A 24,666-nucleotide genomic window follows, 5' to 3' on the forward strand; every position below is an offset into this window, starting at 1 on the left:
CGGTTCGGAGGCCATCGGGAGCAAGCCCCCTCCCACATTTGAATGCATTCACAGATCAAAATGTGGGAGGGGGCTTGCTCCCGATGCGCTCACCAGCGGCGCAGTCTCAAGGTTTGATGATGTGCCAGACGCCACCCTTGCCATCACCGGTCTTTTCCCCGGCCTTGGTGTCACCCTTGAACGTGTACACCGGCTTGCCCTTGTAGGCCCACTGGCTGGTCTGATCGTCGCGGGTGATGACCGTCCAGTCGCCGGCCTTGGTATCAGTGGATTCCGCCTTCAGCGGCGGCCAGTTGATTGCGCACTGGTCCTTGCACGCGGACTTGCCATCGGCATCTTTGTCGAAGGTGTAGAGGGTCAGGCCCTTGTGGTCCACCAGCAGACCGTCTTTGGTCATTGCAGGCTCTGCGGCGGACGCCAGGCCAGGCAGCGCCAGTGCAGCCGATACCAGCAGGGCTTTCCAGGAAACAGTGCGGTACGTCATCGGAACCTTCCTCTTGTGGTTGTCAGGATTCGGACCCAAAGGGTAGTCCAGAGTGCCGTGAATTGCCCAGGCGAAGAAATTACTGTCACACGACTGCAATAATTCCGTTATCTAATGCGGCGCAAGACAGTTAAATGACAAGAGGATTTTCGAGCATGGTTGGCAGGAGCATTCTGATCGTCGACGACGAAGCGCCCATCCGCGAGATGATCGCCGTTGCGTTGGAAATGGCCGGCTACGACTGCCTGGAGGCGGAAAACTCCCAGCAGGCCCATGCCATTATCGTCGACCGCAAGCCGGACCTGATCCTGCTGGACTGGATGCTGCCCGGCACCTCCGGCATCGAGCTGGCCCGCCGCCTAAAGCGTGACGAGCTGACCGGTGACATTCCGATCATCATGCTCACCGCCAAGGGCGAAGAGGACAACAAGATCCAGGGTCTGGAAGTGGGCGCGGATGACTACATCACCAAGCCGTTCTCCCCACGCGAGCTGGTCGCGCGCCTGAAGGCCGTGCTGCGCCGTGCCGGGCCGACCGATGGCGAAGCGCCAATCGAAGTCGGCGGCCTTATCCTGGACCCGATCAGCCACCGTGTGACCATCGACGGCACACCGGCGGAGATGGGGCCCACCGAATACCGCCTGTTGCAGTTCTTCATGACGCATCAGGAACGCGCCTACACCCGCGGCCAGTTGCTGGACCAGGTGTGGGGCGGCAATGTGTACGTGGAAGAGCGTACCGTGGACGTGCATATCCGCCGCCTGCGCAAAGCCTTGGGCGATGCCTACGAGAATCTGGTACAAACCGTGCGCGGTACCGGCTATCGGTTTTCTACCAAGGGCTGAGCCCCGCCTCTGACTTAAGCGCCTGACTTAACCGCTGACAAGGACGCATGTTCAAGTGAATCAAAACTGGCATGGCACCCTGATCCGCCACATGCTGCTGCTGATCACCGCCTGCCTGCTGGTGGGCCTGATCAGCGGTTATTACGGCTGGAGCCTGGCGGTGGGTATCGCCCTGTATCTGGGCTGGACCCTCAAGCAATTGCTGCGTTTGCACGAATGGCTGCGCCAGCACAAACCCGACGAAGCGCCCCCCGACGGCTACGGCCTGTGGGGCGAAGTGTTCGACAGCATCTACCACCTGCAACGCCGCGACCAGCGGGTGCGCGGACGCCTGCAGGCGGTGATCGACCGGGTGCAGGAGTCCACCGCCGCGCTCAAGGATGCGGTGATCATGCTCGACAGCGACGGCAACCTGGAATGGTGGAACCGCGCCGCCGAGACCCTGCTGGGCCTCAAGACGCCCCAGGACAGCGGTCAGCCGGTCACCAACCTGGTGCGTCACCCGCGCTTCAAGGAATACTTCGAGCAGGACAACTTCGAAGAAGCGCTGGAAATCCCCTCGCCCACCAACGACCGGGTGCGCATCCAGCTGTACCTGACGCGCTACGGCAACAATGAACACCTGATGCTGGTGCGCGATGTCACGCGCATCCACCAGATGGAACAGATGCGCAAGGACTTCGTCGCCAACGTTTCCCACGAATTGCGCACGCCGTTGACAGTGATCTGCGGCTACCTGGAGACGCTGCTGGACAACGTCGACGGTATCAACCCGCGCTGGACCCGCGCCCTGCAACAGATGCAGCAGCAGGGTTCGCGCATGCAGACCCTGCTCAACGATTTGCTGCTGCTGGCCAAGCTGGAAGCCACCGACTACCCCTCGGATAACCATCCGGTGGCGGTGAAAAGCCTGTTGCACACCATCAAGAACGACGCCCAGGCCCTCTCCGGTGAACGCGGGCAGCAGATCAGCCTGGAAGCCGACCCGTCGATCCTGCTCAAGGGCAGCGAAGGCGAGTTGCGCAGTGCGTTTTCCAACCTGGTGTTCAACGCTGTGAAGTACACCCAGGACAAAGGCAACATCCGCATCCGCTGGTGGGCCGACGAACACGGCGCGCACCTGAGCGTGCAGGACTCCGGCATCGGCATCGACGCCAAGCACCTGCCGCGCCTGACCGAGCGCTTCTACCGCGTCGACTCCAGCCGCAATTCCAATACCGGCGGCACCGGCCTGGGTCTGGCCATCGTCAAGCATGTGCTGCTACGCCATCGCGCACGCCTGGAAATCAGCAGCGTGCTGGGGCATGGCAGCACGTTCACCTGCCATTTTCCGCCGACGCAGGTGACGCGCTCACCCCTGGTCGACGAAGACCTGTAACCCAAGAGCACTGTAGATCCCTGTGGGAGCAAGCCCCCTCCCACATTGGAATTGTGTTGCCCTGAAAGCGTTATTCCAGAGCTCGCCCGCCAGCGGGTACTAGGCAAGCGCCCCGCCAGCCGCTACATTGGCCGCCTTGCGCCTGCCTTTCGGGGCCTGCCTGCCATCCCTAATTGAACACACGGAACCCGCAAAACCCCATCATGGACCCTTCCCCTGGTATCACCTTCGCCACACTCTTCGCCGATTTCGGCATGATTCTTTTTGCACTGGTCCTGGTACTGCTCAACGGTTTCTTCGTTGCGGCGGAGTTTGCCATGGTCAAACTGCGCTCCACCCGGGTGGAGGCCATCGCCCACACCAACGGCTGGCGCGGGCAGATCCTGCGCACCGTACACAGCCAGCTCGACGCCTACCTGTCGGCCTGTCAGCTGGGTATCACCCTCGCCTCCCTCGGCCTGGGCTGGGTCGGTGAGCCGGCGTTTGCGCATATCCTCGAGCCCTTGCTGGGTGCCGCAGGCGTCGAATCGCCGGAAGTGATCAAGGGTGTGTCGTTCTTTGCCGCCTTCTTTGTGATTTCCTACCTGCACATCGTGGTCGGCGAGCTGGCGCCCAAATCCTGGGCGATTCGCAAGCCCGAGCTGCTGTCGCTGTGGACGGCAGTGCCGCTCTACCTGTTCTACTGGGCGATGTACCCGGCGATTTACCTGCTCAACGCCAGCGCCAACGCGATCCTGCGTATCGCAGGCCAGGGCGAGCCTGGCCCACACCATGAGCACCATTACAGCCGTGAAGAACTCAAGCTGATCCTGCACTCCAGCCGTGGCCAGGACCCAAGCGACCAAGGCATGCGCGTACTGGCCTCGGCCGTGGAGATGGGCGAGCTGGAAGTGGTCGACTGGGCCAACTCCAGGGAAGATTTGGTAACCCTGGACTTCAATGCCCCGCTCAAGGAAATCCTCGCGCTGTTTCGCCGCCACAAATTCAGCCGCTACCCGGTGTATGACGCCGAGCGCAATGAATTCGTCGGCCTGCTGCACATCAAGGACCTGCTGCTGGAGCTGGCGGCGCTCGATCACATCCCCGAGTCATTCAACCTGGCCGAGCTGACCCGCCCGCTGGAGCGCGTGTCACGGCACATGCCGTTGTCGCAGTTGCTGGAGCAATTCCGCAAGGGCGGCGCGCACTTCGCTTTGGTGGAAGAAGCCGACGGCAACATCATCGGCTACCTCACCATGGAGGATGTGCTGGAAGTGCTGGTGGGTGATATTCAGGACGAACACCGCAAGGCCGAGCGCGGCATCCTGGCCTACCAACCGGGCAAACTGCTGGTACGCGGCGACACCCCGCTGTTCAAGGTCGAACGCCTGCTGGGCGTGGACCTGGACCACATCGAAGCCGAAACCCTGGCCGGCCTGATCTACGACACCTTGAAACGGGTGCCGGAAGAAGAGGAAGTGCTGGAGGTGGAAGGCCTGCGGATCATCATCAAGAAGATGAAAGGGCCGAAGATCGTGCTGGTCAAGGTTGTGATGCTGGATTGAGTCTTGTGTAGCGAGCCCGCTTGTCGTGGCGAGCGGGCTTGTTGTGGCGAGCGGGCTTGCCCCGCGTTGGGCTGCGTAGCAGCCCCAAAACATGCTCTGCGCAGTGTCATGTAAACCGCGTTTTCCTTGATTGGGGGCGCTTCGCACCCCAACGCAGGGCAAGCCCGCTCGCCACAGAGAGGTGGTCGGCTGGAAATACTCATGCGCGGCGCTTGATGATGAGAGAGAGCAAGCCCCTCCCACATTGGAAGATCAGGCACCCGGCACGAAGTGCTTCTGAGCCGTGCCGCGCGCGATCAGGCGGGAGATGTAGTCGAGCTTCTGCGCGTCCTGGTCGATGAACCGAAAGGTCAGTTGCAGCCAGTCGCTGTCGGGCCTGGGTTCGAAGGCGACGATGGCGTGCAGGTAGCCGTTGAGGCGCGCGACTTCGGCGTTGTCGCCCTGCTCAAGGTCGAGCACGGCGCTTTCCAGCACTTGGGGCAGTACCTCCCCGCGACGCACCACCAGCAGCGCCTCCTTGATGCTCAGCGCCTTGATCACGCATTGCTGGGTGCCGCTGGACAGACGCAACTGGCCCTGGCCACGACCGCTGGCAGGCGAAGCGGCCGGGGCGGCCGGCGGTGGGGTGTTGAGCAGGCCTTTGCTCGGCGCCGCCACCGGAGCCGGCTGGATGGCTTCGGGCCTGCCGCCGGTGAGGGCGCTAAGGGAATCGTTGCCGAAGGCCGAGCTCATTTTGGTCGGTGCGCTGGCGATCAGCGCGTCGAGGCGGCCTACCTTGTGCAGCGCCTGGCGCACCTTGCTCAGCAACTGCTCATTGGTAAACGGCTTGCTGACGTAGCCGGAAACTCCGGCCTGGATTGCCTGCACCACGTTCTCCTTGTCGCCACGGCTGGTCACCATCACGAAGGGCATGGCCTTGAGGTGTTCCTGTTCGCGGCACCAGGTCAGCAATTCCAGACCGGACATCTCCGGCATTTCCCAGTCACACAGCACCAGGTCGTAGGTTTCGCGCATCAGGATGGATTGCGCTTTTTTGCCGTTTACCGCGTCTTCAAGCTTGATCCCCGGGAAGTAATTGCGCAGGCACTTCTTCACCAGGTCGCGAATAAACGAGGCGTCATCCACCACCAATACACTGACTTTACTCATCGACCCTTCATCCTATAAAAACCTTGGCTGGCAGCACGCCTGACTGATGGCATCTTGCCAAAACTCTGCAATCACGTTCGGACTTTATTTCATCTTTGGCGCAATAACATTCAACTGGCCCCAAACGAAAACGCCCGGCCAATGGCCGGGCGTTAATTTCACGGGCAACCTTACTTATCGTCAGGTTCGCCCGGAACATTAGGCATTTGATCGGCAGTGCCCTCAACTTCGGCCTTCATGCGCTTGAGGCCCATGTGCCGCACGTCGGTGCCGCGCACCAGGTAAATCACCAGTTCCGAGATATTGCGCGCGTGATCGCCGATGCGTTCCAGCGAACGCAGCACCCAGATTATATTCAGGACCCTCGAAATAGAGCGCGGGTCTTCCATCATGTAGGTGGCCAACTCGCGCAGGGCCGTCTTGTACTCACGGTCGATGATCTTGTCGTACTGCGCCACCGACAACGCCAGATCGGCATCGAAGCGGGCAAATGCGTCGAGGGCATCGCGCACCATGTTGCGCACCTGATCACCAATGTGGCGCACTTCCACATAACCGCGCGGCGCTTCGCCTTCTTCGCACAGCTGGATGGCCCGGCGCGCGATCTTGGTGGCCTCGTCGCCAATGCGCTCAAGGTCTATCACCGACTTGGAAATGCTGATGATCAGACGCAGGTCGGAGGCCGCCGGCTGGCGACGGGCGAGAATGCGCAGGCATTCCTCGTCGATGTTGCGTTCCATCTGGTTGATCTGGTCGTCGATCTCGCGCACTTGCTGGGCCAGGCCCGAGTCGGCCTCGATCAGCGCGGTGACCGCATCGTTGACTTGTTTTTCAACCAGCCCGCCCATCGCCAGGAGGTGGCTGCGCACTTCCTCAAGCTCGGCGTTGAACTGCGCGGAGATGTGATGGGTGAGGCCTTCTTTGCTAATCATGTTGGCGTCCTTGGAGCGTCCGGTAAGGTGCGGAGAACCGCAGCGTCAGTGCAATCGGAACCACAGCTTCCTAGCCGTAGCGACCGGTGATGTAGTCCTCGGTCTGCTTCTTCGCCGGATTGGTGAACAGGGTGTCGGTGTCGCCGAATTCCACCAGCTTGCCCATGTACATGAACGCGGTGTAGTCGGAAACCCGTGCTGCCTGCTGCATGTTGTGGGTCACGATGACGATGGTGAATTTGGATTTGAGTTCGTAGATCAGCTCTTCGACTTTCAGCGTGGAGATCGGGTCGAGGGCCGAGCAGGGTTCGTCGAGCAGCAGCACTTCCGGCTCCACGGCGATGGTACGTGCGATCACCAGACGCTGCTGCTGGCCGCCGGACAAGCCGAGTGCCGATTCGTGCAGGCGGTCCTTGACCTCGTCCCACAGTGCCGCGCCCTTGAGCGCCCACTCCACCGCTTCGTCGAGGACGCGCTTCTTGTTGATGCCCTGGATGCGCAGGCCGTACACCACGTTTTCGTAGATGGTCTTGGGAAACGGGTTGGGCTTCTGGAACACCATGCCGACGCGACGACGCAGCTCGGCCACGTCTTCGCCCTTGCGATAGATGTTGGTGCCGTAGAGGTTGATCGCGCCTTCCACACGGCAGCCATCCACCAGGTCGTTCATGCGGTTGAAGGTGCGCAGCAGCGTGGACTTGCCGCAGCCGGACGGGCCGATGAAGGCGGTCACGCGCTGCTTGGGGATGTTCATGCTGACGTCGAACAGCGCCTGCTTTTCACCGTAGTACAGGCTCAGGCCAGGCACTTCGATCGCCACGGTTTCCTGGGCCAGGCTCAGGCTTTGCTTGTCGCGACCCAGGGCGGACATGTTGATGCCGTGGGATTGGGTTTCATGTTGCATGGTCTCACTCCGTTCGTAGCTGCCAGCGTCTAGCTGCAAGCTGCAAGATTTGAGCAAAAGCGGCTTGTAGCTTGCCGCTTGTGGCTAATGGCTTTAGCTGTCCAACGCTTTGTACTTCTCGCGCAGGTGGTTACGGATCCACACCGCCGACAGGTTGAGCGTGGCGATCACCAGCACCAGCAACAGCGCAGTGGCGTAAACCAGGGGGCGAGCCGCTTCGACGTTGGGGCTCTGGAAGCCAACGTCGTAGATATGAAAGCCCAGGTGCATGATCTTCTGGTCCAGGTGCAAGTACGGGTAGTTGCCGTCCACCGGCAGCGACGGCGCCAGTTTCACTACGCCCACCAGCATCAGCGGCGCCACTTCGCCAGCGGCGCGGGCCACGGCGAGGATCATGCCGGTCATCATGGCCGGGCTGGCCATTGGCAGCACGATCTTCCACAGCGTTTCCGCCTTGGTTGCACCCAGCGCCAGGGAGCCTTCACGCACGGTGCGCGGAATGCGCGCCAAGCCTTCTTCGGTGGCCACGATCACCACCGGCACTGCCAGCAGCGCCAGGGTCAGCGAGGCCCACAGCAGGCCCGGCGTGCCGAAGGTGGGTGCCGGCAGGGCTTCGGCGAAGAACAGGCGGTCCACCGAGCCACCCAGCACATACACGAAGAAGCCCAGGCCGAACACGCCATAGACGATGGCCGGGACGCCCGCCAGGTTGTTCACGGCGATGCGGATAACCCGCGTCAGGGTGTTCTGCTTGGCGTATTCGCGCAGGTACACCGCCGCCAGTACGCCGAACGGCGTCACGATCATCGCCATGATCAACGTCATCATCACGGTGCCGAAAATCGCCGGGAAGATCCCGCCTTCGGTGTTGGCTTCCCGCGGGTCATCGCTCAGGAATTCCCACACCTTGCTGAAGTAGAAGCCGATCTTGGTCAGCGTGCCCATCGCATTCGGCTGGTAGGCGTGCACCACCTTGCCGATGCCGATTTCAATTTCCTTGCCATTGCCGTCGCGCGCCGTCAGCGCATCGCGGTTGAACTGGGCGTGCAGGTCGGCCAGACGCGCCTCGATATCCTGATAACGCGCGTTCAGCTCAGCGCGGTCAGCCTCCATGTCGGCCTGGGCGGCGGCGTCGAGCTTGCCTTCCAGTTCCAGTTTGCGCCCGTGCAGGCGGATACGTTCGAGACCGGCGTTGATCGCGCCAATGTCGGACTTCTCCAGGGTTTTGAGCTGAGCGGCCAGTGCGTTCACACGGTCGACGCGGGCTTGCAGCTCCGGCCACGCAGCCTCGCCCTCGGCGATCACCTTGCCGTCCTGCTTGACGTTGACCAGGGTGCCGTAGAAATTGCCCCACTCACGACGCTCGATGGTCATGAGGTTCTTCGGCGTGGTCTGGTCCTTCAACCATTCGCCAACGATCCAGGTGAAGTCATTGCCGTTGAGGTCGCGGTTGCCGACCTTGATCAGCTCGCGGGTCATGAACTCCGGGCCCGCATCGGGCACCGGCAGGCCCGCGCTTTTCAGGCGTTCGCGTGGTACTTCTTCCTTCTGCACCACTTCGCCGATGACGATATGGTTTTCCTGGCCCGGCACGTTGTAGCTGGCCTGGATCAGGTCGGCCGGCCAGAAGTGGCCCAGGCCACGCACCGCAATCACGGCCAGCAAACCCAGGGTCATGATGACCGCGATGGACACAGCGCCACCGCTGATCCAGACGCCCGGGGCGCCGCTCTTGAACCATCCGTTCAGGGAGTTCTGTTTCACAGACTTCTACCTTTCTTAAAGCGACGAGTACTTCTTGCGCAGACGCTGACGGATCAGCTCGGCGAGGGTGTTCATGATGAAGGTGAACAGCAGCAGCACCAGCGCCGAGAGGAACAGCACGCGGTAGTGACTGCCGCCCACTTCCGACTCCGGCATTTCTACCGCGACGTTGGCCGCCAGCGTACGCAGGCCTTCGAACAGGTTCATCTCCATCACCGGGGTGTTGCCGGTGGCCATCAGCACGATCATGGTCTCGCCCACGGCGCGACCCATGCCGATCATCAGCGCCGAGAAAATCCCCGGGCTGGCGGTCAGGATCACCACGCGTGTCATGGTCTGCCACGGCGTGGCGCCCAGCGCCAGGGAGCCCAGGGTCAGGCCGCGCGGGACGCTGAACACGGCGTCTTCGGCGATGGAGTAGATGTTCGGGATCACCGCAAAACCCATCGCCAGGCCCACCACCAGCGCGTTGCGCTGGTCATAGGTAATGCCCAGGTCGTGGGAGATCCACATGCGCATGTCGCCGCCGAAAAACCAGGTTTCCAGGTACGGGCTCATGTACAGCGACAGCCAGCCCACAAACAGGATTACCGGGATCAGGATCGCGCTTTCCCAGCCATCGGGAACCCGCAGGCGGATCGACTCAGGCAGGCGGCTGAACACGAAACCGGCCACCAGGATGCCAATCGGCAGCAGCATCAGCAGGCTGAAAATCCCCGGCAGATGCCCCTCCACATACGGCGCGAGGAACAGACCGGCGAAGAAGCCAAGGATCACCGTCGGCATGGCTTCCATCAGCTCGATCACCGGCTTGACCTTGCGGCGCAGGCTCGGCGCCATGAAGTAGGCGGTGTAGATCGCCGCAGCCACCGCCAGCGGTGCAGCCAGCAGCATGGCGTAGAACGCCGCCTTCAAGGTGCCGAAGGTCAGCGGTGCGAGGCTCATCTTGGGTTCGAAATCGGTGTTGGCGGCCGTCGATTGCCAGACGTATTTGGGCTCGTCGTAGTTCTCGTACCAGACCTTGCTCCACAGCGCGCTCCACGAAACCTCGGGATGCGGGTTGTCGAGCAGCAACGGTTGCAGCTTGCCACCGGCCTCGACGATCACCCGGTTGGCCCGCGGCGACAGGCCGTACACGCCCAGGCCGTCGACCACCGGATCGACCAGCAGAGTGCGGTGCGCGGTGCTGTGGAACACGCCGAACTGGCCGGACGCATCCAGTGCGGTAAAGCCCTTGCGACGCTCTTCGGCGCTGATTTCCACAATGGGCGAGGTGCCCATCTGGAACGTGCGGATCTGCTTCAGGCGCTGCTCGCCATCCGGGTCGCGGGCCATGAACCACTGGGCCAGGCCACCCTTGGAGTTACCGACGATCAGCGAGATACCGCCTACCAGCTGAGTGCTGGCGGTGATTTCGGCGTTGCCGTCTTCGAGCAATTTGTAGCGACCGTTGAGGTTTTTGTCGCGCAGGCTGAACACATCGGCCAGGGCGCGACCGTTGATCACGTACAGCCATTGCTGGCGCGGGTCGATGAAGATCGCCTTCACCGGCTCGGTCATCTGCGGCAGCTCGATGCGCTTCTGCTCGCTGGTGACTTCGCCGGTCATCATGTTTTCTTCGCGGCTCAGGGACAGCACGTTCAGGAACGAGCCGGCGGAACCGGCCAGCACCAGCGTGGAGTCGGTGGCGTTGAGGGCCACATGCTCCAGCGGGCGGCCGGCGTCATCCAGTACGATCGGCGTTTCGCCGTACGGGTATTCGATGGCAGGGGTGATGGTTTTCTTGCCGTCCGGGTATGACACCTTATAGGTGTGGCGGAACACCAAAGACTGACCGTTGGACAGGCCGAGCACCACCAGCGGGCTGCCGGGCTGGTCTTCACCGATGGATGCCACGCTGGCACCGGCCGGCAGCGGCAGGTCGACGCGCTTGAGTTCTGCGCCGGTAGTGATGTCAAAGAACAGCGCCTGGCCCTTGTCGGAAACCCGCATGGCCACCTGGTTCTGTTCCTCAAGGGAGATCATCAGCGGCTTGCCCGCGTCCTGGATCCAGGCCGGGGTGAGTGCGTCTTCCCTGGTCAGCGAAGCACCCTGGAACAGCGGTGCTACTACATAGGCAAGAAAGAAGAAAATCAGAGTGATGGCGCCGAGGACGGCGAGACCGCCGACCAGCACGTACCAGCGGGTCAGGCGATCCTTGAGCGCGCGGATGCGGCGCTTGCGTTGCAGCTCAGGCGTATTGAAATCAATGCGCTTGGGGGGGAAGTCGTCGTCATGGTGGAATTGGCCAGATCATTCATGCGCACACCCTAGCGGTCCTGTATGACAGAAAGATGACAATGCGGTGACGCAGGAAATCCGCCGCGCAGCGGAGCTGGCAGCGGATAAAAGAATTTTTGGTGCAGGCCGCTTGTGTGGGAGTCGGGCTTGCCCGCGATGGCATCAACACGGTTCAACGTTCAACCGCGTCGCCAGCATCGCGGGCAAGCCCGCTCCCACAGAGAAGCATGCATCTACACCCGGTATTACGGGCTTAGTTGCCTTCTTTCAGACCCAGGTCAGCCAGTGCCTTGGCGGCAACCTTGGCTGGCAGCGGGATGTAGCCGTCTTTCACGACAACTTCCTGGCCCTGCTTCGACAGTACCAGTTTCACGAACTCGGCTTCCAGCGGTGCCAGCGGCTTGTTCGGGGCTTTGTTGACATAAACGTAGAGGAAACGCGACAGCGGGTACTTGCCGTTCAGGGCGTTTTCTTCGGTGTCTTCGATGAAGTCCGTGCTGCCTTTTTTGGCCAGGGCCACGGTTTTCACGCTGGCGGTCTTGTAGCCGATGCCCGAGTAACCGATGCCGTTGAGCGAAGAGCTGATCGACTGCACAACCGAAGCCGAGCCAGGCTGTTCGTTCACGTTAGGCTTGTAGTCGCCTTTGCACAGGGCTTCTTCCTTGAAGTAGCCGTAGGTGCCGGATACCGAGTTGCGACCAAACAGTTGCACCGGCTTGTTGGCCAGGTCGCCGGTCACACCCAGGTCGCCCCAGGTTTTCACGTCGGCTTTGGCACCGCACAGGCGAGTCGAGGAGAAGATCGCGTCGACCTGTTCCATGGTCAGGTGCTGGATCGGGTTGTCCTTGTGTACGAAAACAGCCAGGGCATCCACGGCCACCGGAATAGCGGTGGGCTTGTAGCCGTACTTCTGCTCGAAAGCAGCCAGCTCGGTGTCCTTCATCTTGCGGCTCATCGGGCCCAGGTTGGAGGTGCCTTCAGTCAGCGCAGGGGGTGCAGTGGCGGAGCCGGCAGCTTGAATCTGGATGTTGACGTTCGGGTATTCCTTCTTGTAACCCTCGGCCCACAGGGTCATCAGGTTAGCCAGGGTATCGGAACCGACGCTGGACAGGTTGCCCGACACACCAGTGGTCTTAACATAAGCCGGGATTGCCGGGTCAACACCAGCGGCCACCGCGTTGGCGGTCGCAACGCCAGCAGCGACAAAAGTCATTGCCGCCATCAAACGCTTCAGTTTCATGCCTTGCTCCTAGCAGATAGGGATAGTTGGATCGGGGCCAAGTATCGAGAGGCCGTGTGAACACTCTATGTCGAGAATATGACAGTTAGATGAAAGGCCACTATCGCAAGCAAGGGGGACTTGAGCGTCCCAAGGGGCTCCCACGCAGGGCGTGGGAGTAATCAATCAGCGTCCACGCGTCCAAAGGTACCCGCCCACCAGCGCGCCCATCACACACAGTGCGGCCACATAGTAGGCAGGGCCCATCGGGCTTTCCTTCATCAGCAACGACACCGCCAGCGGCGTCAGCCCGCCGAAGATGGCGTAGGCCACGTTGTAGGAAAACGACAACCCGCTGAAACGCACCACCGGCGGGAAGGCTTTGACCATGACGTAAGGCACCACACCGATCACACCGACAAACAGGCCGGTCAGGGTGTACAGCGGGAACAGCCAGTTCGGGTGCTCGATGAGGCTGTGATACAGCGTCCACGATGTCGCCAGCAGCAGCAGGCAACCGCTGACCAGTACGCGCCCGGCACCGAAGCGGTCGGCCAGTGCGCCGGAAGCGATGCAACCCAGGCTCAGGGTCACGATGGCCAGGCTGTTGGCCTGCAGCGCAACTGTCGGGCTGAAGTGGTAGACGGTTTGCAGCACGGTCGGGGTCATCAGGATAACCACCACGACGCCGGCCGACAGCAACCAGGTCAGCAGCATCGACAACACGATGGCGCCACGGTGATCGCGCAATACCGCGCGCAACGGCAGCTCGGCGGCCAGGGCCTTGCGCTGCTGCATCTCGGCGAAGATCGGCGTTTCATGCAGCCAGCGGCGCAGGTACACCGACAGCAGGCCAAACACGCCGCCAAGCAGAAACGGGATACGCCAGGCGTAATCCGAGACCTGCTCGGGGCTATAAAGCGTGTTGATGGCGGTGGCCACCAGCGAACCCAACAGGATGCCGGCGGTGAGGCCGCTGGTCAGGGTGCCGCAGGCGTAGCCAATGTGGCGCGGCGGGACGTGTTCGGAGACGAACACCCAGGCGCCGGGCACTTCGCCGCCAATGGCCGCGCCCTGGATGACGCGCATCAACAGCAATAACAGCGGCGCCCACAGGCCGATCTGCGCGTAGGTTGGCAGCAGGCCCATGATCAGGGTCGGCACGGCCATCATGAAGATGCTCAGGGTGAACATCTTCTTGCGGCCCAGCAGGTCGCCGAAGTGCGCCATGATGATGCCGCCCAGCGGGCGCGCCAGGTAGCCGGCGGCGAAGATGCCGAAGGTCTGCATCATGCGCAGCCATTCGGGCATGTCGACGGGAAAGAACAGTTTTCCGACCACGGTGGCGAAAAACACGAAGATGATGAAGTCGTAGAATTCCAGCGCCCCGCCCAAGGCAGACAGCGACAGGGTTTTATAGTCGTTGCGGGTCAGCGGGCGCGAAGGTGGCGCACTGCTTGCGGGCACGGAGGACATGGCAAGGCTTCTCTTATAGTAATCAGCGTAATGAAGGACGCACGCCGTGACGGGCGGCGGCTTGGCAAGATAGCAAATCGCTTGTAAAAGCACAGCGCCAGGAGAACAGTTGCGCGCAAAAGCCCCCGTACAGCGCTTGATTAGTGACCAAATGAGCCCCTGGAGGTCGTAGTGACGCCAACCTGTGGATATACTCGGCCCTTGCAAGTGCAAGACCCGCAGTCTTGACGGGCTGCTGTGCCAAAACGCCGTTGGGTGTCATCCAGCCGGTTTGGCAGAGTTTCCCTTCAGTACGCCTTACGAGAAACGCATCGAGCGGTGTATGTTGGTGCTGAAACGTTTTTCCGCAAGACGGCTATCCATTTGAAATACCCATGAAGCGTCACGGGTCAGAGGCACCCTCGGCATGATCGAACTCGAACAAGAAGATCCAATTCCGCAAGGCGATCTCGCCCTGCAAATCACCGCGCTCCCCCGTGAAACCAACGGTTTTGGCGATATCTTCGGCGGCTGGCTGGTCGCACAGATGGACTTGGCCGGCACGGCAATGGCCAGCAAGGTCGCCGGTGGTCGCGTGGCCACCGTGGCGATTGACCGCATGGCCTTCCTGGTACCGGTGGCGGTGGGCGCGCAGTTGTCCTTCTATACCCAGGCCCTGGAAATCGGCCGCAGCTCGATCCAGATGATGGTCGAAGTGTGGAGCGACGACCCGCTGTCCAGCGAATGGCGCAAGGTGACCGAGGCGGTCTTCGTGTTCGTCGCCATCGATGGCAGTGGTCGCACCCGCTCGGTGCCGTCACGCGCGCGTTAAACCTCGCGCGGTTTTGACGGTCCATTGCCCCATTGCCTGCCATTGAGAGAGCTGTGACATGCCGACGCCCCACGTTGAAACCGTAAAGATCGACGAGCTGGACTGCTGGCGTATTCGCCACAACGGCGCCGAACTGATGGTGGCCCAACAGGGCGCGCATATCTTCAGCTATCAGCGCCAGGGCGAGCAGCCGATGATCTGGCCGAACCCCGAGGCGGTGTTCAAGCAAGGCAAAGGCATTCGTACTGGCGTGCCAGTGTGCTGGCCATGGTTTGGTGTGTTCGACCGCAACCCGCAGAGCGTGAAGGCGATGCGCCAAAGCGAACAACCGGCCGGTGCCCATGGTTTTGTGCGAACTGCGATCTGGGAATTGGCTGCGACCGAACTCGAAGGTGAAGCATTGCGTGTGGACCTGGCCCTGCCAGTGCCTGCCGGCGGCTTTCCTGGCTGGCCCCACCAGGTCGACCTGAAGCTGAGCCTGCTGCTGGACGACCAACTGCACATCCGCCTGACCAGCCACAACCGTGACGACCACAGCGTGACACTCAGTCAGGCGCTGCACACCTATTTCGCGGTCAGCGATGCGCGCAACGTGCAGGTTGAGGGTCTGGATGGCCTGACGTATATCGATACCGCCGATGGCTGGACCGAGAAACAGCAGTCCGGCCTGCTGCACTTCGCCGCCGAAACCGACCGTATCTATCTCGACACCCCGACGCAGCTCAACATCGTCGACAAAGACTGGCAGCGCCGCATCCAGCTCACCAGCCAGGGCTCCCACTCCACCGTCATCTGGAACCCCTGGACCGAACGCGCCAATGCCTTCGACGACATGGCCGACGATGGCTGGACGGGCATGCTGTGCATCGAGACGGCGAATGTGCTGGATGATGTGCTGGCATTGGCCCCGGGCGAAAGCCACACCCTGGCCGTGAGCATCACAGCCCTCCCCCTGTAAACCCGATTCAAATGTGGGAGCTGGCAGGTTCGTTTCTTACAGGTCGGATTCCTTGACTACGCGGACCTTGCCCGCGTCCAGCGCATACGCCGCATCCGCCAAATCGTTATTCACCTTCTCCACCTTCAACGTCCCCGTGACCCACAGCGGCGTGTAGATATCATCCAGCTTCAGCCCCTTGGGATAGCGCACCAGCACCAACTGGTTGGGCGGCGGTGGCGGCACGTGGATACAGGCGCCCGGGTATGGCACCAGGAAGAACAGCGTGCTGCGACCCTTTGCATCGGTTTCCAGCGGCACCGGGTAGCCGCCGATGCGGATGTTCTTGCCGTTCATGGCGGCCACCGTCTTGGTGGAATACATCACCGCCGGCAACCCCTTGCTTTGCTTGAGGCCACCCTTGTCGGTGAACGTGCCTTGGGCTTCGGGGGAGTTGTGGTCGATCTCGGGCATGGCTTCGAGGGCTTTCTGGTCCGACAGGGGCATCAGGTCGAGCCAGTCGGTTTCCGGCAGTTCGCCGGCGTGCGCCAGGCCTGAGCCCAGCAAGAGGAGTGTCAACAGTAGACGGCGCATGGAGAAGCTCGGCAAATTCAAGTGCCGAGTATTCTAGCCCTCTGCGCCTGCGCAGCGCAGAGGACTTTGTCGGCTGATCACTTCCTTTTGATCAGGCCGTAGATCACCAGCAGCACGATGGCACCGACCAGTGCACCGATGAAGCCTGCGCCTTGACCGGCCTGGTAGATACCCAGCGCCTGACCACCGTAGGTCGCGGCCAGGGAGCCGGCGATACCCAGCAGGATGGTCATGATCCAGCCCATGCTGTCGTCGCCGGGCTTGAGGAAGCGCGCCAGCAGGCCGACGATCAAGCCGATAAAGATGGTTCCGATGATACCCATGGCATTTCCCTCTGATTGGTGTGAGTCATGCCAAAGCCTGGTCAGGCTTTGCCATCCTGCAATCAGAGGGACGGCGGCAACCAATGGTTCCCGTCATCGCCAGGCTTATTGTTCGGCGATCAGCGCTTCGACCTTGAGGATCTGCGCCTGCAGCGTCGCATGGTCCTTGCAACGCAGGTTGGCGTGGCCGACCTTGCGCCCGGCCTTGAAGGCCTTGCCGTAGTGATGCAGGTGGCAATCATCGATGGCGATCACACGCTCCACGGGCGGCACCGAACCGATGAAATTGAGCATGGCGCTCTCGCCGACTTTGGCCGTGGAGCCCAGCGGCAAGCCCGCCACCGCCCGCAGGTGGTTTTCGAACTGGCTGCACTCGGCGCCTTCGGTGGTCCAGTGCCCGGAGTTGTGCACCCGTGGCGCGATTTCGTTGGCCTTGAGGCCACCGTCCACTTCAAAGAACTCGAAAGCCATCACCCCGACGTAGTCCAGCTGCTTGAGCACGCGGCTGGAATAGTCTTCGGCCAGGGCCTGCAACGGGTGATCGGTACTGGCAACGGACAGCTTGAGGATGCCGCTGTCGTGGGTGTTGTGCACCAACGGGTAGAAGCGGGTTTCACCATCGCGGGCACGCACGGCGATCAGCGATACTTCGCCGGTGAACGGCACGAAGCCTTCCAGCAGGCAGGCGACGCTGCCCAGCTCGGCGAAGGTGCCCACCACGTCGGCCTCGGTGCGCAGCACTTTCTGGCCCTTGCCGTCGTAACCCAGGGTGCGGGTCTTGAGTACCGCCGGCAGGCCGATGCGGGCGACGGCGGCGTCCAGGTCCGCCTGGGACTGAATGTCGGCGAAGTCCGGGGTCGGAATACCCAGGTCCTTGAACATGCTCTTTTCGAACCAGCGGTCGCGCGCAATGCGCAGTGCTTCGGCGCTCGGGTACACCGGCACGAATTGCGACAGGAACGCCACCGTTTCAGCCGGGACACTTTCGAACTCGAAGGTCACCAGGTCGACTTCCTCGGCCAGTTGGCGCAGGTGATCCGGGTCACTGTAGTCAGCGCGCAGGTGTTCACCCAGGGCGGCCGCGCAGGCGTCCGGCGCAGGGTCCAGGAAAGCGAAGTTCATCCCCAGCGGGGTGCCCGCCAGAGCCAGCATACGACCCAGTTGGCCGCCACCGATTACACCGATTTTCATCAATAACAACCTCAGGCGATGCGTGGGTCTGGATTGTCCAGCACGCTGTCTGTCTGCTCGGCACGGAATTTTTTCAGCACCGCGTGAAACTGCGGGTGCTTGGCGCCCAGGATGCTGGCCGCCAGCAAGGCGGCGTTGATCGCGCCGGCCTTGCCGATCGCCAGGGTGGCCACGGGGATGCCGGCGGGCATCTGCACGATGGACAACAGCGAGTCCACGCCCGAAAGCATCGACGACTGCACCGGCACCCCAAGCACAGGCAGGTGGGTCTTGGCCGCACACATGCCTGGCAAATGCGCCGCACCGCCGGCACCGGCAATGATCACCTCGATGCCACGGGATTCTGCCTCATCGGCATACTGGAACAGCAGGTCCGGAGTGCGGTGGGCGGAGACCACCTTCACTTCGTACGCAATGCCGAGTTTTTCCAGCATATCGGCGGTGTGGCTAAGGGTGGACCAATCGGACTTGGAGCCCATGATCACGCCAACCAATGCACTCATCGTCGTGCCTCTTCTCTCTGGGCGCCCGCGGGCGCGTCAAAAAACAACAAGCCACGCAGGAAATCCGGCGTGGCTTGTTGTACGAATTCAGGCCGGCGGGACCGGCCAAAGGCCGCGCAGTATACCGTAATAATCGGGATAAACAGCCCCTTGGATGACCATCTGTCCAGCAGCGCAAAGTGGCGGTTTTATTGACTCAGGAGTCAGCGACAAGGTTCAAGCGATGGGTCTTGGCAATGGCGCTGATCATGGCCGGTGAGACGCCCACTTTTGCAGCTATCGCTGGCCATTGCCGTACGGCCTCATGCACCTCTCGGATGATGTGCAGGGCTTTCATTCCCTTGATCTGACTTCCCACACTGAGCAGGTCATCCACCCCAAAGTTGTCGCGCTTGCCGTTAATGCTCATCTGATGGCTGTCGACCCAAAAATTTCCAGGCATGTAAATGCGCACAGTGTCGCTGTGTGAATTTTGTCGCCATCATCCGTACGGTCAAATCGCCTGGTCATAAATACGAATCACATGAGGGCGTACTTAATAAAATTTATGGATACAAAGATGATCAAAGTTTTACCAAAACCGACCAAATGATCAGAAAGTTATTCAATTTCAATCAGGCAGCACCTTGCCCACCCTGTGCTGCTCCACCTTCCAACTTGCGCCACAACAACCGCACATTCGCCTTGCGCACCAACGCGCAGCGATACAGGCGAATCTCCAGCGGCACATGCCATTGCGGCCCGCCGCACACCACCAGCTCACCCCGCGCCAGTTCCGCCCGCACGCTCAACTGCGGCACCCAGGCAATGCCCAGGCCCTCCAGCGCCATACTCTTGAGGCTGTCGGCCATCGCAGTTTCGTAAACGGTGGTAAAACGCAACGCACGCTGGCGCAGCAGTAAATGCACCGAGCGTCCGAGGAATGCGCCGGCGCTGTAGGCCAGCAGCGGCACGCTGCCCTCGCCTTCCAGGTCGAACAGCGGCTGGCCGTCGGCGTCGGCGGCGCATACCGGGAGCATTTCGGTGTTGCCCAGGTGCAGCGACGGGAAGATTTCGGCGTCCATCTGCATCGCGGCATCCGGGTCGTAGAACGCCAGCATCAGGTCGCAGCCGCCTTCGCGCAGGGCGTGCACGGCGTCGCCAACGTTGGTGGCGACCAGCCGCGTGGCGATGTTCAAACCTTCGTTGCGCAGTTGTGCGATCCAGCGCGGGAAGAAACCCAGCGCCAGGGAGTGGGCGGCGGCCACTTGCATGACTTCGCCCTGCCCGCCTTCCAGGTGATGCAAATGGCGCAGCACTTCACCCAGCTGTTCGACCACCGTACGCGCGGTGACCAGAAACAGTTGCCCCGCCGCCGTCAGCTCCACCGGTGTGCGCGAACGGTTGACCAGGGTCAGGCCCAGTGCGGCCTCCAGGCTGCGGATGCGCCGACTGAACGCCGGCTGAGTGACGAATCGCCGCTCCGCCGCCTGGGAAAAGCTGCGCGTCGCTGCCAGGGCGCTGAAGTCTTCCAGCCATTTGCTCTCAAGGTTCATCACTGCCTCCCAAGGCCACGCACCATTTTGGCACACACGCCCGTCATGATAGCCGGGTCACGCCGACATTATGCCGTTTGTGCATAGCCCAGTGTTTAACAGCATTGGCCCAAAAACGTCTACACGCCTAGCATTCGCAGCGTTCCGGCCTGTTCCGGGTCCCTATCGAGATGATTTCCGTCATGTCCTCCGCTGCATCATTCCGCACAGAAAAAGACCTGCTTGGCGTACTCGACGTACCCGCTCAAGCGTACTACGGCATCCAGACCCTGCGAGCGGTGAACAACTTCCGCCTCTCGGGCGTTCCGATTTCGCATTACCCGAAATTGGTGGTCGGTCTGGCAATGGTCAAGCAAGCGGCGGCGGATGCCAACCGCGAGTTGGGCCAGCTCAGCGAAGCCAAGCACGCGGCCATCAGCGAAGCCTGTGCCCGTCTGATCCGCGGCGATTTCCACGAAGAGTTCGTGGTGGACATGATTCAAGGCGGCGCCGGCACTTCAACCAACATGAATGCCAACGAAGTCATCGCCAATATCGCGCTGGAGGCCATGGGTCACCAGAAGGGCGAATACCAGTACCTGCATCCCAACAACGACGTGAACATGGCGCAGTCGACCAACGACGCCTACCCGACCGCGATCCGCCTGGGTCTGCTGCTGGGCCATGACGCGCTGCTGGCCAGCCTCGACAGCCTGATCCAGGCCTTCGCCGCCAAGGGCGTGGAGTTCGGCCATGTGCTGAAAATGGGCCGCACCCAGTTGCAGGACGCCGTGCCGATGACCCTCGGCCAGGAATTCCGCGCTTTCGCCACCACCCTCGGTGAAGACCTGGCCCGCCTGAAAACCCTGGCGCCAGAGCTGTTGACCGAAGTGAACCTGGGCGGCACCGCCATCGGTACCGGCATCAACGCCGACCCGCGTTACCAGGCCCTGGCCGTACAGCGCCTGGCCGTTATCAGTGGCCAGCCAGTGGTCCCGGCCGCGGACCTGATCGAAGCCACTTCCGACATGGGCGCCTTCGTACTGTTCTCCGGCATGCTCAAGCGTACCGCCGTGAAGCTGTCGAAGATCTGCAACGACCTGCGCCTGCTGTCCAGCGGCCCACGCACCGGCATCAACGAGATCAACCTGCCGGCCCGCCAGCCAGGCAGCTCGATCATGCCTGGCAAGGTCAACCCGGTGATACCGGAAGCGGTCAACCAGGTGGCGTTCCAGGTCATCGGCAACGACTTGGCGCTGACCATGGCGGCCGAAGGCGACCAACTGCAGTTGAACGTGATGGAGCCGCTGATCGCCTTCAAGATCTTCGACTCGATCCGCCTGCTGCAACGCGCCATGGACATGCTGCGAGAACACTGCATCGTCGGCATCACCGCCAACGAAGCGCGCTGCCGCGAACTGGTGGAACACTCCATCGGCCTGGTCACCGCGCTGAATCCCTACATCGGCTATGAAAACGCCACCCGCATTGCGCGAATCGCCCTTGAAAGCGGTCGCGGCGTGCTGGAACTGGTGCGCGAAGAAGGCTTGCTCGACGACGCCATGCTCGACGACATCCTGCGCCCCGAAAACATGATCGCTCCACGTCTGGTCCCGTTGAAGGCCTGATGTTCGTTGCACTGCTCACCAGGTTGAGGGACTAGACACCTCTCACCTTTTGAGGGCCTGAAGGCTCGTTCTTCAGGCCCTTTTTTTGGTTCTTCACGGATTACCGGGAAAGACGCTCTTGATCTTCATGAAAAAGAACTCGCTATCCCGGTAACCGTACGCCATCCGCTTGATGACCTTTATTCGATTGTTTATTCCTTCCAACTGACCCGTATGCATCGGCCAGCGAACCCGGCTTACGATGCCTCGCCAGTAACCCTTTAGCCGTTTGGCAAACTGCACCAGAGCCGGTATTTCGCTTTCATGAGCATGGCGCAGCCATTGTTTCCAAGCCGCTCGCCAAGCCCAGGCAGCGCTTGCTGTCCAGAGCGTTTTGAGCTCAGCCTTCATCAAATAAACCGTCATCAGCGATTGGTTGGCCGCCAACAAATCCTGCAAACGAACCTGTTGTTCCGGCGTTTTCAGATTCTGCGGATTGCGCAGCAACAGCCATCGCGCCTGCTTGATGACCTTGCGAGCCGGCTTGTCATGACGCAGTCGATTGGCCTCGTCGACGCGGACCCGATCTATCACCTCTCGGCCATATTTGGCCACCACATGAAAGAGGTCGTAGACCACTCGCGCTTTCGGGCAGTGCTGACGGACCTCCAGGTCAAAAGCGGTATTCATGTCCATCGCAACCGCTTCGATTCGAGCACATCCCTCTGGCCCCAGCTCTTCGAAAAAGGGCCGAACCGCCGCCCTGCTACGGCCTTCGCCAATCCATAGCACTCTTCGCGTATCGGCATCCAACACCACACTGGCGTAGCGATGCCCTTTGAACAGCGCGAATTCATCCATCACTAGGCGTCGTGGCTGCGCCTTTGGCAGCGTGCTCAACGCCGCCTGTAAGGCTCGACGCTCCAGCAACCGAACGGTGTCCCAATGCAGGCCAAACATCTGTGCCACGTGCAGGGTTGGAAGGCGCTCGCAGGCTTGAATGACCGCATCCGCCAAGCGGCGCGTCATCCGGGCATAGCGATCCAGCCAACTGACGGCCTCCATGCGTTTGCCACAGTCGCGGCAGCCAACCCGCCTGAGCAAAACGCTGAGGCGTACCGCGCGACCGAGAATGGGAAGATCACGAACGGTTCGCTCGCAATACTCATGAGTGGTTGAACAAGGTTTTTGGCAGCCACCGCAGGAAGGAAATCGAGTGGCGTGGGGAGCCAGATCGATCTGTAGGGTGTCACCATCAGTCTTGATCGTGACGACAGAAAAGCCCTCCCAAAAAGGAAGGAAAGTATTAATATCGCGCATAAGAACGCCGGTTTGTTAGATGTGTTTGCTCGCACGAACATCATCAACCAAATCGGCGTTCTTGTTTCTGTCTTTCCCGGGATTCCGTGAAGAACCTTTTTTTGCCTTGAGGTTGCGAAATGACGCCTATAAAAAATCCAACATCGCCCTGCAAACCCGACTTGTCCGATTCAGTGCTGCTGAAACCTTTAATCGGCCCGTGCAGACGGATCACGCGCGCCTAGGTATAGTGCCGCCCCTCATCGCGTCTGCGGCCATCGGTAACGGGGCCCGGAACAACGCGAAAGCGCATGAATAACAACACCCGCAAAAGGATTGGGGTCGAAGCATCGTGCACTGCCTGGTGCCGAGCGATGCATCGAACCGTCCTGCGTTTGCCATTAAAAAATCAGCGAGGAACACTCCATGCTCGAAGTCATCAACGACTTCCTCTCAGGGAAAGTACTGATCGTGCTCATTGTCGGGCTCGGTGGTTATTTCACGATTCGCTCGCGTTTCGTGCAGTTGCGCCACTTTTTCCACATGTTCTCGGTATTCAAAGACAGCCTGAAGAGCAGCTCCGGCCAACTCAGCTCGTTCCAGGCGCTGATGCTCAGCCTGGCGGGCCGCGTCGGTGCAGGTAACATCGCAGGCGTCGGCATTGCCGTGACCCTGGGTGGCCCGGGCGCCGTGTTCTGGATGTGGGTCACCGCGCTGGTGGGCATGTCGTCGAGCTTTATCGAGTGCTCACTGGGCCAGCTGTACAAGCGCACCGACGCTGACGGCGCCTACCGTGGCGGCCCGGCTTATTACATCCAGCACGGCCTGCACAAACGCTGGCTGGGCATGGTCATGGCGTTCCTGCTGCTGGTGACCTTCGGCTTTGCCTTTAACGGCCTGCAAGCCCACGCCGTGACCCACTCGCTGAACAATGCCTTCGGCCTCGACACCACCTACACCGGCCTTGCGCTGGCGGTGTTGCTGGGCCTGGTGTTCATCGGCGGGATCAAGCGCATCGCCTCGATCGCCGACCTGCTGGTGCCGGTCAAGACCCTGGTGTACATCGCCGTAACCCTTTACGTGATCGTGCTGCAGTTCGACCACGTACCGGCCATGCTCGCGACCATCGTCAAGAGCGCGTTCGGCCTCGACCAGGCCTTCGGTGGCCTGGTGGGCAGTGCGATCATCATGGGCGTAAAACGCGGCGTGTTCGCCAACGAAGCAGGTCTGGGCAGTGCGCCCAACGTGGCCGCCGTCGCTTCGGTAGAGCACCCGATTGCCCAGGGCGTGGTGCAAGCGTTCAGCGTGTTCCTCGACACCTTCGTGATCTGCACCTGCACCGCGTTGCTGATCCTGCTCTCCGGCTTCTACACCCCGGGCTTTGAAGGCGACGGCATTGCCCTGACCCAGAACTCCCTGGCCGCCGTGGTCGGTGACTGGGGCCGCATGTTCATCTCGGTAGCCCTGGCGTTGTTCGTGTTCACCTCGATCATGTACAACTACTACCTGGGCGAGAGCAACCTGCGCTTTCTGGTCGGCAATAACCGCAAGGTGTTGATGGGCTATCGCGCGCTGGTGCTGGTGCTGATCTTCTGGGGTTCGATCGAGAACCTGAGCACCGTATTCGCCTTCGCCGACATCACCATGACCCTGCTCGCGTTCGTCAACCTGTTCGCCCTGGCGTTCCTGTTCAAGATCGCCATGCGCATCCTGAACGACTACGACAACCAGCGCGCAGCGGGCATCAAGACGCCGGTGTTCGACTCCAGCCAGTTCCCGGACCTGGACCTGGACCGCAGCGCCTGGCCGGCCAATCCTGCGAAGCCGCAGCAGGCGCCAGCGGCTGAACTGAGCGCGCACCCACAGCGCTGAGCCTAGAGAGATGACACGCCGCCCGGCCTTGGGCATGCTC

General features: G+C 61.3%; 22 protein-coding genes. 7 read left to right on the forward strand and 15 right to left on the reverse strand.

Annotated elements, in window-relative coordinates; genetic code table 11:
• Positions 1–106 precede the first annotated feature (106 nt).
• Complete coding sequence (locus VRB54_RS23955; RefSeq protein WP_338478996.1) at positions 107–484, reverse strand: hypothetical protein; 378 nt, start codon at positions 482–484, stop codon at positions 107–109.
• A 155-nt stretch (positions 485–639) separates the two neighbouring features.
• Here VRB54_RS23955 and phoB point away from each other — a divergent pair, with 155 nt between their 5' ends.
• The 3 genes from phoB to VRB54_RS23970 all read left to right on the forward strand — a co-directional run bounded on the left by phoB (position 640) and on the right by VRB54_RS23970 (position 4,251).
• The gene (gene phoB / locus VRB54_RS23960) at positions 640–1,329 is read left to right on the forward strand and encodes a phosphate regulon transcriptional regulator PhoB (RefSeq protein WP_003231714.1); all 690 of its coding nucleotides are present in this window, start codon (positions 640–642) and stop codon (positions 1,327–1,329) included.
• Between the two features lie 55 nt (positions 1,330–1,384).
• The gene (gene phoR, locus VRB54_RS23965; protein WP_422396068.1) at positions 1,385–2,707 is read left to right on the forward strand and encodes a phosphate regulon sensor histidine kinase PhoR; all 1,323 of its coding nucleotides are present in this window, start codon (positions 1,385–1,387) and stop codon (positions 2,705–2,707) included.
• 203 nt (positions 2,708–2,910) lie between these two features.
• Positions 2,911–4,251, forward strand: a complete 1,341-nt coding sequence (locus VRB54_RS23970) for a hemolysin family protein (protein ID WP_338478997.1) — start codon at positions 2,911–2,913, stop codon at positions 4,249–4,251.
• 252 nt (positions 4,252–4,503) lie between these two features.
• Here the strand turns inward: VRB54_RS23970 and VRB54_RS23975 are convergent, their stop codons facing one another.
• The 7 genes from VRB54_RS23975 to VRB54_RS24005 form a co-directional block, all read right to left on the reverse strand.
• The gene (locus tag VRB54_RS23975) at positions 4,504–5,400 is read right to left on the reverse strand and encodes a response regulator (protein WP_338478998.1); all 897 of its coding nucleotides are present in this window, start codon (positions 5,398–5,400) and stop codon (positions 4,504–4,506) included.
• Positions 5,401–5,570: 170 nt separating this feature from the next.
• The gene (phoU, locus tag VRB54_RS23980) at positions 5,571–6,332 is read right to left on the reverse strand and encodes a phosphate signaling complex protein PhoU (RefSeq protein ID WP_057006316.1); all 762 of its coding nucleotides are present in this window, start codon (positions 6,330–6,332) and stop codon (positions 5,571–5,573) included.
• A 70-nt stretch (positions 6,333–6,402) separates the two neighbouring features.
• The gene (gene pstB, locus VRB54_RS23985; RefSeq protein WP_003231719.1) at positions 6,403–7,236 is read right to left on the reverse strand and encodes a phosphate ABC transporter ATP-binding protein PstB; all 834 of its coding nucleotides are present in this window, start codon (positions 7,234–7,236) and stop codon (positions 6,403–6,405) included.
• A 93-nt stretch (positions 7,237–7,329) separates the two neighbouring features.
• The gene (gene pstA, locus VRB54_RS23990; protein WP_322212199.1) at positions 7,330–9,000 is read right to left on the reverse strand and encodes a phosphate ABC transporter permease PstA; all 1,671 of its coding nucleotides are present in this window, start codon (positions 8,998–9,000) and stop codon (positions 7,330–7,332) included.
• 15 nt (positions 9,001–9,015) lie between these two features.
• Entirely contained in the window at positions 9,016–11,049 is a 2,034-nt protein-coding gene (locus tag VRB54_RS23995; RefSeq protein WP_338481153.1) for an ABC transporter permease subunit, read from the reverse strand.
• A 484-nt stretch (positions 11,050–11,533) separates the two neighbouring features.
• Complete coding sequence (locus tag VRB54_RS24000) at positions 11,534–12,520, reverse strand: phosphate ABC transporter substrate-binding protein PstS (RefSeq protein WP_015886581.1); 987 nt, start codon at positions 12,518–12,520, stop codon at positions 11,534–11,536.
• A gap of 165 nt (positions 12,521–12,685) precedes the next feature.
• Entirely contained in the window at positions 12,686–13,975 is a 1,290-nt protein-coding gene (locus VRB54_RS24005; RefSeq protein WP_338478999.1) for an MFS transporter, read from the reverse strand.
• A 406-nt stretch (positions 13,976–14,381) separates the two neighbouring features.
• On the opposite strand from VRB54_RS24005, the gene VRB54_RS24010 reads away from it, so the two are divergent.
• Both VRB54_RS24010 and VRB54_RS24015 read left to right on the forward strand, forming a co-directional pair.
• On the forward strand, positions 14,382–14,786 hold the full coding sequence (locus VRB54_RS24010) for an acyl-CoA thioesterase (RefSeq protein WP_003176975.1): 405 nt from the start codon (positions 14,382–14,384) through the stop codon (positions 14,784–14,786).
• Positions 14,787–14,844: 58 nt separating this feature from the next.
• Positions 14,845–15,744 (forward strand): D-hexose-6-phosphate mutarotase, encoded by a 900-nt coding sequence (locus tag VRB54_RS24015; RefSeq protein ID WP_338479000.1) that lies wholly within the window; start codon positions 14,845–14,847, stop codon positions 15,742–15,744.
• 36 nt (positions 15,745–15,780) lie between these two features.
• On the opposite strand, the gene VRB54_RS24020 is transcribed toward VRB54_RS24015, so the two are convergent.
• The 6 genes from VRB54_RS24020 to VRB54_RS24045 form a co-directional block, all read right to left on the reverse strand.
• A complete protein-coding gene (locus tag VRB54_RS24020; RefSeq protein WP_050784921.1) occupies positions 15,781–16,317 on the reverse strand; it encodes a DUF3299 domain-containing protein in 537 nt (178 codons plus the stop codon).
• Between the two features lie 77 nt (positions 16,318–16,394).
• Positions 16,395–16,640 (reverse strand): GlsB/YeaQ/YmgE family stress response membrane protein, encoded by a 246-nt coding sequence (locus VRB54_RS24025; RefSeq protein ID WP_057006311.1) that lies wholly within the window; start codon positions 16,638–16,640, stop codon positions 16,395–16,397.
• A 105-nt stretch (positions 16,641–16,745) separates the two neighbouring features.
• On the reverse strand, positions 16,746–17,831 hold the full coding sequence (locus VRB54_RS24030; protein ID WP_338479001.1) for a 5-(carboxyamino)imidazole ribonucleotide synthase: 1,086 nt from the start codon (positions 17,829–17,831) through the stop codon (positions 16,746–16,748).
• An 11-nt stretch (positions 17,832–17,842) separates the two neighbouring features.
• Complete coding sequence (gene purE / locus VRB54_RS24035; protein WP_003231730.1) at positions 17,843–18,334, reverse strand: 5-(carboxyamino)imidazole ribonucleotide mutase; 492 nt, start codon at positions 18,332–18,334, stop codon at positions 17,843–17,845.
• A gap of 196 nt (positions 18,335–18,530) precedes the next feature.
• On the reverse strand, positions 18,531–18,776 hold the full coding sequence (locus tag VRB54_RS24040; RefSeq protein WP_338479002.1) for a hypothetical protein: 246 nt from the start codon (positions 18,774–18,776) through the stop codon (positions 18,531–18,533).
• 172 nt (positions 18,777–18,948) lie between these two features.
• Positions 18,949–19,869 (reverse strand): LysR substrate-binding domain-containing protein, encoded by a 921-nt coding sequence (locus VRB54_RS24045; protein ID WP_338479003.1) that lies wholly within the window; start codon positions 19,867–19,869, stop codon positions 18,949–18,951.
• Between the two features lie 182 nt (positions 19,870–20,051).
• On the opposite strand from VRB54_RS24045, the gene aspA reads away from it, so the two are divergent.
• Positions 20,052–21,476, forward strand: coding sequence for an aspartate ammonia-lyase (aspA, locus tag VRB54_RS24050; RefSeq protein ID WP_338479004.1), 1,425 nt, complete (start codon positions 20,052–20,054; stop codon positions 21,474–21,476).
• Positions 21,477–21,569: 93 nt separating this feature from the next.
• On the opposite strand, the gene VRB54_RS24055 is transcribed toward aspA, so the two are convergent.
• Positions 21,570–22,775, reverse strand: a complete 1,206-nt coding sequence (locus VRB54_RS24055; RefSeq protein ID WP_338479005.1) for an ISL3 family transposase — start codon at positions 22,773–22,775, stop codon at positions 21,570–21,572.
• Between the two features lie 405 nt (positions 22,776–23,180).
• Here VRB54_RS24055 and VRB54_RS24060 point away from each other — a divergent pair, with 405 nt between their 5' ends.
• On the forward strand, positions 23,181–24,626 hold the full coding sequence (locus VRB54_RS24060) for an alanine/glycine:cation symporter family protein (RefSeq protein WP_338479006.1): 1,446 nt from the start codon (positions 23,181–23,183) through the stop codon (positions 24,624–24,626).
• Positions 24,627–24,666 lie beyond the last annotated feature (40 nt).

The sequence above is a fragment of the Pseudomonas trivialis genome (assembly GCF_036864995.1).
GTDB classification, from domain to species: domain Bacteria; phylum Pseudomonadota; class Gammaproteobacteria; order Pseudomonadales; family Pseudomonadaceae; genus Aquipseudomonas; species Aquipseudomonas trivialis.

Excerpts from the sequence above, each read along its gene's own strand:
- VRB54_RS23955 (WP_338478996.1), bottom strand. The coding sequence starts at position 484 with ATGACGTACCGCACTGTTTCCTGGAAAGCCCTGCTGGTATCGGCTGCA.
- phoB (WP_003231714.1), top strand. The coding sequence starts at position 640 with ATGGTTGGCAGGAGCATTCTGATCGTCGACGACGAAGCGCCCATCCGC.
- VRB54_RS23970 (WP_338478997.1), top strand. The coding sequence starts at position 2,911 with ATGGACCCTTCCCCTGGTATCACCTTCGCCACACTCTTCGCCGATTTC.
- VRB54_RS23975 (WP_338478998.1), bottom strand. The coding sequence starts at position 5,400 with ATGAGTAAAGTCAGTGTATTGGTGGTGGATGACGCCTCGTTTATTCGC.
- phoU (WP_057006316.1), bottom strand. The coding sequence starts at position 6,332 with ATGATTAGCAAAGAAGGCCTCACCCATCACATCTCCGCGCAGTTCAAC.
- pstB (WP_003231719.1), bottom strand. The coding sequence starts at position 7,236 with ATGCAACATGAAACCCAATCCCACGGCATCAACATGTCCGCCCTGGGT.
- VRB54_RS24000 (WP_015886581.1), bottom strand. The coding sequence starts at position 12,520 with ATGAAACTGAAGCGTTTGATGGCGGCAATGACTTTTGTCGCTGCTGGC.
- VRB54_RS24005 (WP_338478999.1), bottom strand. The coding sequence starts at position 13,975 with ATGTCCTCCGTGCCCGCAAGCAGTGCGCCACCTTCGCGCCCGCTGACC.
- VRB54_RS24010 (WP_003176975.1), top strand. The coding sequence starts at position 14,382 with ATGATCGAACTCGAACAAGAAGATCCAATTCCGCAAGGCGATCTCGCC.
- VRB54_RS24015 (WP_338479000.1), top strand. The coding sequence starts at position 14,845 with ATGCCGACGCCCCACGTTGAAACCGTAAAGATCGACGAGCTGGACTGC.
- VRB54_RS24020 (WP_050784921.1), bottom strand. The coding sequence starts at position 16,317 with ATGCGCCGTCTACTGTTGACACTCCTCTTGCTGGGCTCAGGCCTGGCG.
- VRB54_RS24025 (WP_057006311.1), bottom strand. The coding sequence starts at position 16,640 with ATGGGTATCATCGGAACCATCTTTATCGGCTTGATCGTCGGCCTGCTG.
- VRB54_RS24030 (WP_338479001.1), bottom strand. The coding sequence starts at position 17,831 with ATGAAAATCGGTGTAATCGGTGGCGGCCAACTGGGTCGTATGCTGGCT.
- purE (WP_003231730.1), bottom strand. The coding sequence starts at position 18,334 with ATGAGTGCATTGGTTGGCGTGATCATGGGCTCCAAGTCCGATTGGTCC.
- VRB54_RS24040 (WP_338479002.1), bottom strand. The coding sequence starts at position 18,776 with ATGCCTGGAAATTTTTGGGTCGACAGCCATCAGATGAGCATTAACGGC.
- VRB54_RS24045 (WP_338479003.1), bottom strand. The coding sequence starts at position 19,869 with ATGAACCTTGAGAGCAAATGGCTGGAAGACTTCAGCGCCCTGGCAGCG.
- aspA (WP_338479004.1), top strand. The coding sequence starts at position 20,052 with ATGTCCTCCGCTGCATCATTCCGCACAGAAAAAGACCTGCTTGGCGTA.
- VRB54_RS24055 (WP_338479005.1), bottom strand. The coding sequence starts at position 22,775 with ATGCGCGATATTAATACTTTCCTTCCTTTTTGGGAGGGCTTTTCTGTC.
- VRB54_RS24060 (WP_338479006.1), top strand. The coding sequence starts at position 23,181 with ATGCTCGAAGTCATCAACGACTTCCTCTCAGGGAAAGTACTGATCGTG.